Annotated in this window: 12 protein-coding genes; 3 read left to right on the forward strand and 9 right to left on the reverse strand. The window is 53.7% G+C overall.

The window, feature by feature from the left end; translation table 11 throughout:
• The coding region (locus GS630_RS22295; protein ID WP_216604516.1) for a hypothetical protein at window positions 1–352 on the forward strand (352 nt) is incomplete at its 5' end.
• On the opposite strand, the gene GS630_RS20735 is transcribed toward GS630_RS22295, so the two are convergent.
• Entirely contained in the window at window positions 353–1111 is a 759-nt protein-coding gene (locus GS630_RS20735; protein WP_171712216.1) for a hypothetical protein, read from the reverse strand. It abuts the gene before it with no gap.
• Window positions 1112–1293: 182 nt separating this feature from the next.
• Between GS630_RS20735 and GS630_RS20740 the strand changes: the two genes are divergently transcribed.
• Together GS630_RS20740 and GS630_RS20745 are read left to right on the forward strand one after the other, a co-directional pair.
• Complete coding sequence (locus GS630_RS20740) at window positions 1294–2226, forward strand: SdiA-regulated domain-containing protein (RefSeq protein ID WP_171712218.1); 933 nt, start codon at window positions 1294–1296, stop codon at window positions 2224–2226.
• A 219-nt stretch (window positions 2227–2445) separates the two neighbouring features.
• On the forward strand, window positions 2446–3990 hold the full coding sequence (locus GS630_RS20745; protein ID WP_171712220.1) for a ShlB/FhaC/HecB family hemolysin secretion/activation protein: 1545 nt from the start codon (window positions 2446–2448) through the stop codon (window positions 3988–3990).
• Window positions 3991–5990: 2000 nt separating this feature from the next.
• Here GS630_RS20745 and GS630_RS20750 read toward each other — a convergent pair.
• The 8 genes from GS630_RS20750 to GS630_RS20785 all read right to left on the reverse strand — a co-directional run bounded on the left by GS630_RS20750 (window position 5991) and on the right by GS630_RS20785 (window position 13367).
• On the reverse strand, window positions 5991–6476 hold the full coding sequence (locus GS630_RS20750) for a prepilin peptidase (protein WP_171180488.1): 486 nt from the start codon (window positions 6474–6476) through the stop codon (window positions 5991–5993).
• The gene (locus GS630_RS20755) at window positions 6466–7320 is read right to left on the reverse strand and encodes a LuxR family transcriptional regulator (protein WP_171621212.1); all 855 of its coding nucleotides are present in this window, start codon (window positions 7318–7320) and stop codon (window positions 6466–6468) included. Before GS630_RS20755 ends, GS630_RS20750 begins: the two co-directional genes overlap by 11 nt.
• A gap of 225 nt (window positions 7321–7545) precedes the next feature.
• Entirely contained in the window at window positions 7546–8547 is a 1002-nt protein-coding gene (locus tag GS630_RS20760) for a type II secretion system F family protein (protein WP_171621211.1), read from the reverse strand.
• Between the two features lie 10 nt (window positions 8548–8557).
• Window positions 8558–9529 (reverse strand): type II secretion system F family protein, encoded by a 972-nt coding sequence (locus GS630_RS20765; protein WP_171180501.1) that lies wholly within the window; start codon window positions 9527–9529, stop codon window positions 8558–8560.
• A 3-nt stretch (window positions 9530–9532) separates the two neighbouring features.
• Window positions 9533–10921, reverse strand: coding sequence for a CpaF family protein (locus GS630_RS20770; RefSeq protein WP_171621210.1), 1389 nt, complete (start codon window positions 10919–10921; stop codon window positions 9533–9535).
• Between the two features lie 14 nt (window positions 10922–10935).
• Complete coding sequence (locus GS630_RS20775) at window positions 10936–12144, reverse strand: AAA family ATPase (RefSeq protein WP_171235429.1); 1209 nt, start codon at window positions 12142–12144, stop codon at window positions 10936–10938.
• Between the two features lie 24 nt (window positions 12145–12168).
• Window positions 12169–12831 (reverse strand): TadE/TadG family type IV pilus assembly protein, encoded by a 663-nt coding sequence (locus GS630_RS20780; RefSeq protein WP_171180507.1) that lies wholly within the window; start codon window positions 12829–12831, stop codon window positions 12169–12171.
• Window positions 12832–12860: 29 nt separating this feature from the next.
• Window positions 12861–13367: a TadE/TadG family type IV pilus assembly protein gene (locus GS630_RS20785; RefSeq protein WP_171180509.1), complete on the reverse strand. Its 507-nt coding sequence runs from the start codon at window positions 13365–13367 to the stop codon at window positions 12861–12863.
• Between the last annotated feature and the right edge of the window lie 4 nt (window positions 13368–13371).

Raw genomic sequence — 13371 nt, forward strand, 5'->3', positions numbered from 1 at the left:
CGCGATCCAGCGCGAACGCGAAATCATCGGTGACCCAACACTTGAAAAAATCTATCTGGAAAGCGGTGTTGTTCTGCATCTTTCAGGCCACCATCATGCCTTCTACCCCGGTTGGAAAGACGGTGTGGCTTATGTCTCTCAAGCTTGTTTGGGAGGTGGTCCGCGGCGGCTTATTGGCGATAGCGCCAGATCACCTCACAGCTTCACTCATGTTACGTTCCAGCCGAACGGAGAGTTTGAGATAGCCGTATATCGAGGCCCTGACTTCGAAAGGTCGGTAAACTTCAAGTCGCTCCCGAAAGAGATCAGATCCCCGAATGCGGTGTTGAAACGCTTAGACCTTGTGAAATGACTAGAGGTTGAGTTTCAGTTCGACTTTTTCAGGGACCAGATCATTTATCATCTCTTCTATCCGGGCTTCCGAAAGTCCACCCGAGGTGATGAAAAGCAAAGAAACGCGAGATTTTCCGGGGACGTGGTGTTTTCTGACCAACTTCCAGCCAGCGTCTGCGGCCATAGCTTCAATGTCCCCGCTGACTTTCAATGAGTGCTCTTCGTCAGAACCCTTTAGTAAGATTTCCACACCTTTGTTTCGGCCACCCAACCAAATGAAACACCAACATACAACCGCCACCAGTGTGGCCATCAAGGGTAAGCCCAGCCCTACCGCCAGCCCAAGCACGGTGACTATAATCATTTCCACCGTGTCGACCGGGTCATCCATATTTGATCGGAACCTTAACAGAGCTCCTATTCCAAAAATCACGAACCCGATCATCGATCCGTGCTGAACCACCAGGAAACCAACCGCCATGCCGATAAGCGCATACAGGAAGAAAAGCCTTGGCATAACTATGTCGCGGACGCTTCTACGGGCTTTACGTCTCACCGGATGATATACGATCAAGCCAGCCAGAATGATCGTGACGATCACATCGAGAGTAAAGAAATACAGTTCCTGTTTGCCACGAAACTGCGTCCACCGGCGTTCGATAACGATTTCCGACCCCGAAGCCCCGGCCAGCATCGTCGCAGGGTCGACTTGTGACACCGCAGCACCTGGCAACAGCAGCATCAACAACACGGTCACAAATGTGAGGGTCGTATTCAACTTGTCTTCCTCCCTGCTCACGCCAAAGGCTTACGCTTAACCAAAGGCACATCGTGCCCTATTCAATTCAATCGCAACAGGCGGGATCAGGTAAAGAGATTACAGTGCATTCTTCGGACATCGTATCCGGACTGTGATACGAACGCTGATACAGGGATGTGGTCCAAGCGCGAGAGAATCCAATGACAGAAAACAGAGTGTTTTCGTCAAAAGCTGAAATTTCACGGTGTTTCTGCAAACTTAGACGACTCGCTTTTACGGCCAGCTCGGTTGCGGCAGCCTTCTTGCCTTGGACCAATTTTGCCTACGCCGAAAGTGCTGGTTTGGTTCTGGTCGATAAATTCAAGGTGGCAGACAAATCAGAGGGATTTTCAGAGCCTTCCGGTTTGGCAATGTCTAACGCTGAAGGCTTCTTGTGGTCTGTAAGTGATGCCGAACCTAAACTGCACCTACTCAGAGTCGACGGGGTATTAGGAAACTCTTTCAAGTTGCCAGCATTGGCAGGATCAGATTTGGAGGGTGTTGCACCTCGAAAGGATGGGTCTGTTTTGGTGCTTCAGGAAACTGACCGATCAATTCTAGTCGTTCACCCAACCGAACCCATTCAATTGACAACAATACCTCTCACATCTCTTAAAGGTTACTCGGCCGCCGCTGAATTACTCGTTGGCAACCCATTAAACAAGGGACCCGAAGGTATCGCTGTTGACCCGGAATCGGGGCGGGTCTTCATTGGCATTGAAGGACAACCAAGGTTGTTAATGGTCGTATCACCAGCGCTAGACGAAATTGTTGAGATCATTCCTTTAGCCCGCGATGCAGGTTTTATCTCCGAGCGTGTAGATGATGATGAACTGGATTTGAGCGGCCTAGCATGGTCCCCGTCCTCACGTTCTCTTTGGATTGTAAGTGACAAAGGCCGTCAAATCTTCGTCTACAATCCAGAGTCCAAGTCCGTAAAGTCTATCAGTTTGACGTTCACAGAAGATGGCAAACAAAAGGAAGTTAAACATCCCGAAGGAATCGCTATCGATGAGACCAAAGGGCTTCTCTATGTCCTAACAGACGATGCCAAGAAATCGCGGCTTTATGTTTTTGAGCAACCGGAATTGTGAGGACTGTCCTACTAGTTCTCTACTCTAACTTGTTGAAAAGCCGGTTTGTGTAATTCAGCGCCGTCGTATGTGCGGCGTAATAAGTAAATCTGCGTTCTGTTCAATGTGTTTCTTAAAAACATCACCCATCAATACATTCGAGTAGCGTCAGGTTCACACATGCGAACCACATAATAACATTGGACTTCAACATGCTCAGTCACTTTAAGGTTGTCAAAAATGCGCGTATTCAGATCAGTTGTTTTTGCGATCATTTGCACTCTTGTGGCCACTGCATCAGTTCCAAGAAGTAGCATTGCCCAAACCTGGGACATCGCATCCCAGCACTCGGTCAGCGGCGTAACGGTGTATGATGCGGATGAGCTGTTAACTTTTGCCGGTCAGTTGGCCTTTGATCGATCAGGGCGCATTACAGCGGTGGAGGTCGCATCAACGATCACTCAGATCTACCGAGAAGACGGCTACTTCTTAGCTGAGGCGTGGCCTGGTCCCGATGGGCAGAGCATAGTTGTTGATGAAGGGCGCATTCAAACCATCGAAATTGAAGGCGTAGATACTCGCACGTTCAAAACACTAGAGAAGATTTTTCAGCCCCTCACCACCGCATATCCAATAACTCTCAAACGATTTGAGCGGGCGGTTATGCTAGCCGAGGACATACCCGATTTGGACGTGTCGACCGAACTTGATTACCCGGATCAGGCTGGTGCTCGGCTGAGGGTATTGGGAGAACCTCTGCGCAAACAAGCCGGTAGTGCGACACTCGACAACCCTCCGCGTGAGCTTGGAGAAGCGCTCAGCTTCTATGTCGTACAAGAGTTTTATTCAACGCTGACCGTCGGGGATTTGCTGCGATTTGAGGGATCAGGCAATTACAATTGGGACAAAGACGATGAACACTCTTTATGGGGCGCTCTTACCTATCGCACGCCGCTGAACAGCAATGGTCTGTACGGTGAGATCTTCTACGGGAACATAAACGCAAAACGTGACCTCTCGGGGGACTTTGCGAGAACAGATATTGACGGCGAGAACTTCACAGTCGCGATGGGTTACCCCGTGATCCGCGATGTGGCCCGTTATGGGTATCTTCTGTTGGACTATCGCCTTTCAAAAGCGGACTCAGTCAGTGGTGGCGTTCCACTATCCAGTGACGCGAGTGTCGTTGGCCTTACATATCTTTACGGGCAAAACTATCCAAAGGGACAAGCTCTGGAAGCGGGGCTAACCTTATCTTTTGGTGACAATGACAACGACACGACAGACGCGAATTTTGACGACGGGGACTCTTCGTTCTGGCATCTACGAGGCGGCGTCGGATACGAAAGCCCGCTAACGGGCTTGTCTCCCAACACAGCTTGGCGAACCGAGATCTGGGGGCAGTACACAACAGACCGGCTGCCCTCGGTCGAAGAGTACTTCCTTGGTGATCGTTATGCTTTGCGCGGATATCGTTTTGACGAAGTGGATGGCGATTCCGGGATTTCCGCGATTTTCGAAGTGTCTCATTCCTACTTCCCCAGTTCCCAGAGCATACATCGCTTAACGCCCTTTGCCTTTTTCGACGTGGGTTACATCTCGAACAATGACCCTGCGAGTTTCGAAGTTGATAATGCTACACTGGCGTCGACAGGTCTGGGTTTGGACATTGAGTTTAAGAAAAATCTATTTCTGTCCGGATATGTCGGTGTCCCTTTGAGAGACGGCCCTTTGACCGACTCTGGCGATCCTGGCGCGTATCTTGCTCTGACAACAAGTTGGTGAGAATGTTATGAAACTGAACCGAATTGCTGTACTTACCGCAACTTGTCTAATTACAGAACTGGCCGTTACTCAGGTCTTTGCCCGCGGAAATCACTACGGGTGGTGCCGAGGTGTAGGGAACCCACACCAGTCGAGCCAAGGGTGCGGGCAGGCTGGTGGGCAAGGGGCAGGTAATCAAGTTACTGGCCCAACTCAGCCGGTGGCAAATCAGTTGCCGCCTAAGGGAACGCAGCAAACGCCCACGTCCGTTACTGTTCCAGTCCTTGCGCCGGGCGCGGTCCCGAACGCAATTCCCGGTCAGGTTCCTATTGCGACACCGATAGCGGTTCCTGGTCAGGTTCCCACGCCGGTAGTAGCGCCAACTCTAGCTCCGCCTTTGGCACCAAACGCGACACCAAACCGGGTTCCGACAGCCGTTCCCAATCAGGTTCCACCATTGGTCGCCGGTCCTACCGCGGTGCCGTCGCAAGTTCCGACTGCAACTCCCAATCAAGTTCCGGTCGCTACCCCTGGCCAGGTTCCGCCTCAACCCACCGGCCCAACAGCGGTGCCGCCACTTGTGCCCACCGCAACACCAAACCAAATACCAGTCGCAGTTCCTGGTCAGGTCCCACCTCAGCCCACTGGACAAACTGCTGTGCCACCGCTCGTCCCAACTGCAACACCAAACCAGATTCCGGTCGCAGTGCCCGGCCGTGTTCCGCAACCCAGCGGTACTACGGCGACACCACCGCTTGTCCCAACCGCAACCCCCAATCAGGTTCCCACGGCGGTTCCTGGCCAGGTTCCACAGTTGACACCAAAACCGACGGCAACTCACGTGGCAGTCCCAGGGCATCCGAAGCCACAAGGCGTCGTGACAATCATGCGCCCTAAGCCGAGGCCGACAACCGGTACTGTCCAGCAACCTGGCACAACACAAGTGACCCACCATCTAACGCACCAAAGCAATGCGAAGAAACACGATCACGTCGCAGCAACACCTGGACGACATGACCCGCACGACCTACCGAGATTCCGCAACGCGGCGGCCAAGGAAGACTGGGAATGCGTTGCCAGCGGATTTGGACAGCGCCGTTATGATGCTGGGCGAGGCGTGTTGCTGAACAACGGAGCGTTACGGCACCTGGGAAACGTGGACGCAATGGCACGGGATGTGCCTGCAAGGCATCCAAAACATTCTGGATGCATTATTTCGGTCAAACGAAAGCAGCGCTGAAGCTCGCATGGTAGGTTTTGCTCGGACAATGAGATTAGTCGACCAATAGTTCGTCAATTGTCATCTGGATAATTGGATTTCGTATTGCCCATATTCCCTGGCGTTTACGTTGGCTGACGTAGCCCAAAAATGCTCTGTACCTAAATTTGCCTCAATTAGGACAACAATCTAAAGTGCCGCACTTCCAAGAAGAGCCTCCGACCATCTGGGACGGTCAGGTCGGGCAAGCGAAACGTTGAACGGCAACTTTGCAAAGTCAGCTTTCTGCGCAGTAATGACGTTCGGGCAGAAGGCAGCATCGGTTACTTTGGGCTCGATGCGGGCATTCAGTTAATAACGCCCAATGTCTGCCTTGCGGACAAAGCTGCTGTTCGCACTCAAGCACCTAATGACGACATTTAGCCTCTTTGCAGCCATTGAATCGATGCCCAGCATCCGGAGCAATGGCGTCAACCGGACATTCTTTGCAGACGCAAATTGGAGAGCCTTCCAATTGCTAAGCGATCATTCGGCTCCAACGCGGTGCTGTTTGTCGGTTTTACCCCAAAACCCATTTGGCCTAAGCGTTGTCGCCAAAAACCTGAAAACCGCAAAAATTGAACTTTCCTCACAGCTCATAAGGCGATGTAGTGCTCACCACACCAGATCATGTTTGGCTGGTTGAAAGCCTGAAGACGCGTTGCCACCTGCTACGACAAAAACCTAAAGGGCTTCCTTTCTGCCATAGCAGTCCAGCAACCGATTTTTGTTTGCTACGAGGCCTAAGACCACCCTAAAATTTCTACCCCAAACCCATCGCAACCAAGGGCAATAACACACCCGACATGGCTATCGATACACCCATCGGATAGCTGGCTTTTGGTCGCATTGCGAGCCAGCGGCATTCCGGAAATCCAATTATCGAGCGGGTTGTGATCACAAACAGCATGCCCACGACCATGGACAGGGTGAAAGTGTAGAAGAACAGCAAAAGAAAGTAGCTGGGCACAAACATTGTCAGCGCGGCGATTGCCTTTACGTCCCCTCCACCCCACAGGCGCAGCATGAAACCAAGAAAACCAACGACAAATACGCCGACGCCGAAGATCGCGCGGTATAACGTCTCGTGGAAGGATAGAAACACGGGCGTGGAGAGGACAAAAGCGGCGAGCATAATCAGCACCAGCCTATTGGATATCCTGAGGTTCTTCAGGTCATTCCATGCCATTGCAGCCAAAAGCGGAGTAATGACGATCAAGGGGACGAACTGCGCGACTTCAGGCGACATTTTCGCTACTCGCAGTCAGCGATTGGCGCTTGACCATCGGGGTCAACAAATCATGGATCAATTCGGGTTGAGAGGACGTTTCTGTTTTGACGTAGATATTGCGAAGATGCGTACGCAGTGTCGAAATTGAAATCGACAACTCGGACAACAAGGCGTTGTTGTTCAATCCCCGCGCCAATAAAACGCAAACCCGATATTCCGAGCGGCTCAGCCGACAAGGGTTGTCCATAGACAAAATGCTTTTTGGTTCTTTCTTGATAAGCTTTCGGCGCGTGTTTTTCTGCTTCGCTTCGGAAAACCGACCAAGAGATCTTTTCTTCCAGCAATCCGACAGAACAGGGCCCAGAACGCTCAGTATATCAACCACAGCCGAAGAGATGGGGTGGCTAAAATGCAATTCCAGAAAGTCGGCGACACCATTTTGCCTTTCCAGCAAAATGGATACGGACTCGTAAAATCTGCGGAACTCATAGAACTCTGATAGATATTCGTATTCAGAAAGGTCATCGAGCTTGCCGAACCAAGCCGACCCCAGTTTGGCCCGGCTCATGTTGTTGCCGTAGATGGCAGGCGCGATGCAGAAGTCGAAACCGCTGAAACTGTCCGGCGTCTTGTGATTGGCGTCGTAGCTCAGCACTTTTGCCGAATTCTGATTGCCTTGCAGGTCCACCCGGCTGATTGAAACGACTTCCGCATCAATTGCGCGAGCTGTTTCGCGCAGTGCATTTAGCAGTGGGACTTTCCCCTGAGTCGCCTGGCAAAGGACAGCTACGACTTTAAGAAGTTCTGACGTTGGTGCCATTGCACCGGGCGCGAAACGATGCGCCGAAAACAAACTATTCATACCGTTTAACATTGACCGAAACCCGATCACTCCTTTCGACAAACACCCCCACCCGTCGATTGCGTCGCGATTTTTTGTGTGGCCGGACTCCACTTAACTACCTAAAAGCTTACTCTTTTCTCTCTAAACTGGGCAAAATCTGCCGAAACTAGACGCCCGTTTTGTCCTCGTTTTGGAAACATGACCTGCCCGAACACGCGATTACGGCGGATACGGCCGGGAATTCTACGCCCCAAAGCCCCGGAAGTATCGAATCATCGAAGGTGCGGCGGTAATGATGATCAGCGTCGGCAGCATCAGCGCGGCCAGAACAGCGGACATCTTTACCGGTAGCTGGTTTGCCAGTTCCTGTGCCCGTGTTTCGCGTGAGTCCCGCATTTCAGACGCATAGGTGGTCAGAGCTTCGGACATACTGGTCCCGTAGCGTATGGATTGCTGGACAACAGTGGCAAAAGACTGGATTTCATCAACCCCTGTACGCCGCGCCATGTCAGACAGCGCAGTTGCGCGGGGACGCCCGGCCTGAATCTCGTGCTGGGTGTTCAGAAACTCAAACGCCAGATCAGGGGAGGCCAGCGCCAGCTCGTTCCCGACCCGGGTCATGGCGGCATCAAAGCCCAGACCGGCATGAAGTGATATCTGCAACAGGTCGAGGGCGTTCGGAAATGCGTCACGGATACGTTGCTGACGCTCTTTGCGGCGATGCTTCAACCAGGCTGCGGGAACAAAATATCCGACCGCCGTCAGCAAACCAATAAGCTGAATAGCGTTGGCTTTGCTGATGGATTCAAAAATGCCAGTAATCGCGCTGGGAACGGGGATGCCAGGCGTTCTTGAGGCAACGATGAGCAGACCCACAATCATAGGCACGAAAATTCCAAGCCAAACCCGCGTTAGTGTGTAGATACGCAAGGCATTCCGACCAGTCAGCCCGGCCTGAATCAGCTGATCCTCGATCTTGCGCCGCTCAGCCTCCCTACTGGGCAGTGCGGCCTTAAAAAGACCTTTAGGGGTGACGAGAGTCTCCCGCAACAGTCCACGGTCATTGCGGGCTTCATACCTTTGGGCGCGCAGATTGGCGATGCGGACGGCCGCTGGATGGCGGCGGCTCAACGCCGAGGTTACGGCAACAAACACCAGCAAAACGCCAAGGCCAAAGACGGTCAGCAGAATTGTTTCGGCTGGCCAACCGAAACGAAGCGAAATGATTTCCAGAATATTTTCCATGAAACTGTCCTCAGATACGGAAATTAACGAGTTTGTGCAGGATGATGACGTTCGAGACCATCAGAACGACAACCAGCACTGCAAGTTTAATGAATGCGGGATCGTCGCTGACATCGGTGTAATATCCCGGCGCGTTGATCGACATTAACCCCATGATCACCAGCGGAATGATCGACAGAAGAAACCCGGACAGCCGTCCTTCTGCGGAAATGGCCTTGATCCGCGCGCGCAACGCGATGCGCCGTCTGACAACAGTGGCCAGAACGGACACGATCCGCTCCAGATCGCCACCGGTACCGTGTTGGATCGCCATGCTCGCCGCCAGGTATTGTGCATCTTCCGAGCCGACCCGGTCTGCAAAGTCCTGAACCGCGTCGGGAAGCTCATCACCAAAGCTGATCTGGTCGAAGATGATACCAAACTCGGACCCTATCGGATCTTGCATCTCGTCCGCGACGGCTTTGATCGAGGTGTTGACCGGATGGCCAATTCTCAGGCCGCGCGCCATCAGCTCTAGCGCATCGGGCAACTGACTAGTCAAAGCTTTTTGGCGTTCAGCCTGCCGAGATTTCACGATCAAAGCAGGCAAAACTACACCCAGGATGAGCGCAATCGGAGCCGCTTGCCAAGGCGGTAGGAAAATCATACCGGCGGTAGCGATCGCCAGAGTACCAAACAGGCAAAGCAGCACGAAATTCTTTGCTGAAACATGCAGTCCCGCCTGAATCAATGTATCCGGCAAATTCCCAAAAAACGGAATTTTCGCAAAAAAGCCTGTCTGGGTCTCAGGAAGCAGCAAGGCCAGCCGTTCTTCATCGGACACGCCTTGCCGGACCATGCGCATCCGGCGATTGCGGGCCTCTGCATGGTTTTCACCGCGACGGGCAAAGTGGAACACCCCGGTAATCAGCATGAAAATTCCGACGAAGACGCAAGCCAGCGTCAGATAGTTAAGAAGTTCTGCGGTGTTGATACTGGTCATGCCTCAGCCTCCTGATACTCGGAAAATCTCGGGTTCGAGATCGACACCAGCAGCTGTCAGCAAATCATAGCATTTCGGGCGAATCCCGGTGGGAACAAACTGACCAAGCACTTCGCCGTTTTCCGCGCGCCCCTTTTTCTGGAATACGAAGATGTCCTGCATGGTGATGATCTCACCTTCCATCCCGGTAATTTCCGAGATGCTGGTGACGCGGCGCGAACCATCCGCCAACCGCGACAGATGCACAATGAAGTGCAGCCCCGACGCAATCTGGGATCGAATGGCTGCGGCGGGAAATTCGATACCCGTCATCGTGACCATCTGTTCTAGGCGACCCAATGAATCGCGCGCCGAGTTCGCATGTACAGTTGTCATCGAGCCATCATGGCCCGTATTCATGGCCTGAAGCATGTCGAATGTTTCCGCTCCGCGAACCTCGCCGACAATGATCCTGTCAGGACGCATACGCAGCGCGTTGCGCACCAGATCGCGCTGAATAACCTGGCCGTCGCCGGACGGGGACGGCGGGCGTGTTTCCAGGCGGACGACATGCTCCTGCTGGAGTTGCAGTTCTGCGGCGTCTTCGATGGTGACGACACGTTCGCCATGGTCGATATACGAAGACAGGGCGTTCAACATCGTTGTCTTACCCGACCCCGTCCCGCCGGCGATCAGAACGTTCAAGCGCGCATAGACCAGCGATTGCAGGAACCGCGCGGCGGCATCATTCAGAGCGCCATTTGCGACCAGCTTTTCCATCGTCAGCTTCGACTGCGCGAATTTACGGATTGAAACGCTGGGGCCATCAATAGAACAGGGGCGGATGATTGCGTTGACACGGCTGCCATCTTCCAGCCGGGCATCCACCCAAGGTTGGCGTTCATCGACGCGCCGCCCGATCTTGCTGACGATCTTGTCGATAACCCGCAGCAGGTGTTTTTCATCGCGGAACCGCACCGGCACGCGCTCCAGCAGACCAGAGCGTTCGACATAGACCGTCTGATAACCATTAACCAGAATGTCGTTGATCGTTGGATCGGCCAGCAATGGCTCCAATGGGCCAAAACCCAGAATTTCGTCCAAGAGTTCTTCGACGATGCGGTTGAAGTCTTCGGTATTCAGCGGCCTGCCGGTTTGTGACAGAGCGCCACCAACAACCCCGGCGACTTCGCGCCGCAGCACGTCCTTTTCAACCTTTTCGATCACCGAAAGGTTCAGCCGTTCCAGCAAAGCCTCGTGCAAAGTGCTTTTTAGCTCAAGCCAGTCCGCGAGTTCGGTATCTTCTGCTGTGGTGTCTGGCTGAATGTCCTCGGCCAGTCGATCAGCATGCTGGTTCAGATGGATAACTTCGGCCTCATTGGTTCGCCCAGCGCGTGTAAACTTTTCAAACATCCCTTTGACTCCAATTAGGCTGCGTTGTTTCTCAGGTCGGTTTTGCCGACCATGGTTTCATTCATGATTTTCCGGCCCATTGTGCGGATCGCCTTGGACAAGGCACAGTTGCCTGAGGCCTGCGACAAGAGCTGACCCCGATCCAGCGCCTGCTTTGCGTGGCGCGCGTCGCTAGGCAGCCAAAAGCGCAATTCGCGTTCCAGCGCCTTTTGGGCTTCGACATGTTGGCTTGACCGGAATGTCGGTTTCGTTTCCTGGCTGATGACGATCTCAACCGGAGGTTCGAGCCGCTCTTTTGTGAAGAATTCGATCAAACGGCAGGCTTGACGCACCGAAGAGACCGAGCTGTCGCCCACCATCAGCATCCGGTCGGACGCGGTCACAACTGCGCCCAGCCAATCGACCAGTACACGTGGCAGATCAATGACGACAAAGTCGAATTCCAGTCGCAGAGTCTCGATCAACGCGCTGACCTGTTCGCGTGTCAGAACATCCAGAGGAATGAATTCCTCGGGCGCGCTCAGGACTTCTAAACCGGACGCATGTTGCACCAGAGATTGCTGAAGGAACGTCCGGTCCGGCATGACCCCATCCTGGGCCATTCTCAAAAGCCCGGAAGAAGGCTGCAAGTCCAAGGACGTCGCGACCGTGCCGAATTGCAAATCTAGATCTACGACGGCGACCTTGTTTTGCGTCTTTTTCCGGAAGATGCCGGAATAACCCTGCAACTGGTCGGCCAGGTTGATGGACAGCGTCGACGCGCCTATGCCACCACGGGCCGGGCATACGCTAATGATCTGTCCCAGCCGCTGCGGTTGCGGCGAGTAAATTGTCGGCAGCAAGGACTTGTCAACCGTCAGACGTTGAATCTGGTCGGCCAGTTCGTCCTGCCCGATGGGATAGGGCAGAATCTCATCCACACCCGATTTGCTCAGCGCACGCGCTTCGGTCAATGAGATGTCCCGGTCGCTAAGTGCCAGCAAGGTGCCGCGCGAACCGGAGCCACGACGAAGATCGCTGACAGTTTCCAGTTCCAATTCGCCTGAAAAGCTGAACACCAGCAGGTCATTTTTACCCATCAGATCACAGGCGCGACCATTTACCGAAGACAAGGTCCCGGAATGTGTCTCTAGCGAAAGATCATCGAACCGGTCGACGGCCTGGGCGACTGAATTCTTAATCGCCTCATTGTCAGAGATTAGGGCTAATGATTTTTGCGTCATTCTTCAGCTCCCATGATTAGAAATTTAACCGTTGACTCCGCTGGCGAGGTCTTCGCCAGGAAGGGTTGCGCTAAAGTCGGAAAATATTTTGAAACCCGTTGTCGCGGTGGTCAGCGCATCGGTTTCTGGCGTTGAGCCGCCCAAAACCAGCGCTGCGATCGAACCCAACGGAGAGACGAACCGGAACGGAAGTTCTTCGATCGTCACTGTGACCATCGGCACATAAGGGCCACCCAGGAAATTCATTTCCGGGTCGAAATCGTAGGTGAACGTGATGTTGCTTTCGTCGAAAGTTGCGGTGGGATCGTTGGGAACGGCAAACTGAAGCATGTTCCAGATGTCGGTCACGGTGGTCTGGGCAGCTGCATTCGCGGGGGCCGCACCGGTGCATACGGTGGCTGCCGGTTCGACGCAGACGCCAGCGGCGAAACTGCAATTGGTTCCGAACCGCGGGCCGGTGATATCGGTATAGGTTCCCCGGGCGTTGGTTGTCGGCACACCGCCACATGCGGGTGGCATCACGGCCGCCATCCGAGCGGCGACCTGTGCTGTTTTTTCAGCCGCCACATAGTGGAAGGCCAATCTGCCGAAATCAATCAGACCCAGGAAAATCAAAAGGAACAACGGCAGGACAAAGGCAAGCTCGGTGACCGTCGACCCATCTTCCTGACGGACAAATCGCGACATTCCGCGGGTTATTTTGCGAATGCAGTGGGTCATGGTCCAAACACCCGGCTGCGATCTGTGATCGTGGTTTGGATCTGCGCCGTTGCCGAGCCTCCTACCAGTTGGAACAGGGGCGTGAACGGCAGATTAGAAATTGTCAGTGACGCGGTCAGGACGGCGACTGGCGTGGGCGAAACACGGTATTCACCTGTAAGCCCGACGCATTCGAGGGACAGAGAATCCAGGCCGACGGCAATGTCAGTGGTCGAAAGCGATGTCAGAGTGTTTGAGACAGCGGCCTGGAAATCGCCGATTGCAGCGCTTGGCGAGGCAGTGCACATATCGGACGGGGCGATCCGGCCAACATAACGGGCAGTGTCCCGAACCCCCGTGATTGCATTTTGATAAGACCAGAATATCCGGCCCCCCTCGACGATCAGGGCAAATGTCACCAACAGGATTGGCAAAAGGATCGCAAACTCGACCAACGCCGCGCCGGACTGGTCATTGCGGAACCGGCCAAGGGTTTTGCTGATATGACGGGATGCACCAAACATGATC

The organism is Ruegeria sp. HKCCD7303 (assembly GCF_013111185.1).
Classification (GTDB): Bacteria; Pseudomonadota; Alphaproteobacteria; order Rhodobacterales; family Rhodobacteraceae; genus Ruegeria.

Bases quoted from the DNA above. Each gene is read 5' to 3' on its own strand.
- GS630_RS20775 (WP_171235429.1), bottom strand. From the start codon at position 12,144: ATGACGCAAAAATCATTAGCCCTAATCTCTGACAATGAGGCGATTAAG.
- GS630_RS20785 (WP_171180509.1), bottom strand. From the start codon at position 13,367: ATGTTTGGTGCATCCCGTCATATCAGCAAAACCCTTGGCCGGTTCCGC.
- GS630_RS20780 (WP_171180507.1), bottom strand. From the start codon at position 12,831: ATGTCGCGATTTGTCCGTCAGGAAGATGGGTCGACGGTCACCGAGCTT.
- GS630_RS20755 (WP_171621212.1), bottom strand. From the start codon at position 7,320: ATGAATAGTTTGTTTTCGGCGCATCGTTTCGCGCCCGGTGCAATGGCA.
- GS630_RS20745 (WP_171712220.1), top strand. From the start codon at position 2,446: ATGCGCGTATTCAGATCAGTTGTTTTTGCGATCATTTGCACTCTTGTG.
- GS630_RS20760 (WP_171621211.1), bottom strand. From the start codon at position 8,547: ATGGAAAATATTCTGGAAATCATTTCGCTTCGTTTCGGTTGGCCAGCC.
- GS630_RS20765 (WP_171180501.1), bottom strand. From the start codon at position 9,529: ATGACCAGTATCAACACCGCAGAACTTCTTAACTATCTGACGCTGGCT.
- GS630_RS20770 (WP_171621210.1), bottom strand. From the start codon at position 10,921: ATGTTTGAAAAGTTTACACGCGCTGGGCGAACCAATGAGGCCGAAGTT.
- GS630_RS20740 (WP_171712218.1), top strand. From the start codon at position 1,294: ATGACAGAAAACAGAGTGTTTTCGTCAAAAGCTGAAATTTCACGGTGT.
- GS630_RS20750 (WP_171180488.1), bottom strand. From the start codon at position 6,476: ATGTCGCCTGAAGTCGCGCAGTTCGTCCCCTTGATCGTCATTACTCCG.